Annotated in this window: 1 protein-coding gene; it reads left to right on the top strand. The window is 64.1% G+C overall.

Features of this window, described 5'->3' with window-relative positions; all coding sequences use genetic code 11:
* Positions 1-576 (top strand): site-specific integrase (locus tag ACWDAK_RS41375; RefSeq protein ID WP_427396378.1); only part of this gene is annotated, 576 nt, incomplete at its 5' end.
* Positions 577-1128: the final 552 nt, after the last annotated feature.

Raw genomic sequence — 1128 nt, 5'->3', positions numbered from 1 at the left:
CGCGGCTTCTTCCCCATGCTCTCCATGATGGACATCATCCTTACCGGGACCGAAGCCCCTGATCAGGGGTGTCCGTCAAAGCGAATCAAGCCCAATACCGACAAGTGGCTCCTAACCTGCCGCCGACAGACCACCCCCGCTCCCGGCGGCCTGGTCGACAAGCACACCAAGGGTAGGGTCGCCCGCCTCATCCCGATCATCGAACCGTTGCGCCCACTCATCATCAGGCGGCTCCAAGCGACGCGAGGCGACCCGGACGCCCGCCTCTACACCGGCCCGCGCGGCGGTCGCATCAGCACCGCAGTCCTGCGTGACGCCACCCACTGGGACGACGTCACCCGGGACCTCGGCTACGAACACCTGCGCCGCCACGACCTGCGCCACACCGGCCTGACCTGGATGGCCGACGCCAGCGTCCTTCCGCACATCCTCAAGGAAATCGCAGGCCACCGGCTCATCACCACCACCCAGCGCTACTTCCACCCCGACGTGCTCCGGATCCTGGAGGCCGGCCAAGCCCTCACTCATCACCTCGAGAAGCTCCAACGCGACGGCCAGATCACCCGCCGCTGGTAACACGCCGTAACTGCCATCGCCTCGAAATGGCCGCTCCCAAGCCGCTCCGATGCTGCCCGAGTCACACCACGGCAAGCAGTAGGCGCCAGAAAGGCCTTAGAAATGCCCCGATATGAACCAGTTTGACCCACTTGACCCGCGGTCGGCGCACTTGACCGAAGGTCAAGTGCGCCACCACGCCTCGCTCCAGCAAAACGGCAGGAGATCTCGCACTTCACCTTGAGATCGAAGAACAATCCACACACCAGCCACTGGAGCAACGGGTGGCGACGCATCTGCGGCCAAACCTGGGGACCATTTTGGGACCACCCGGGACCAAAAACAGGCCCCGGAAACCAGTAAGAGCGGGCCCTTGGTTTCCCAAGTGCCCGCTCTTACAACCGACTTCACTGTCGGGACGACAGGATTTGAACCTGCGACCCCTTGACCCCCAGCGGTCGAAAGGGTGTCCGGCCGACGTTCACCAGTCCGAATCCCGCAGGTCAGGGCCTACCTCGTCCGCCATGCATGACGCCTGATGACACCTCATGACGCCCAGTCCGTGAGAGGCGC

It is taken from the genome of Kitasatospora sp. NPDC001175, assembly GCF_053598215.1.
Note: the sequence above shows the minus strand (reverse complement) of the source record. Positions and strands in the feature narration are given on the sequence as shown.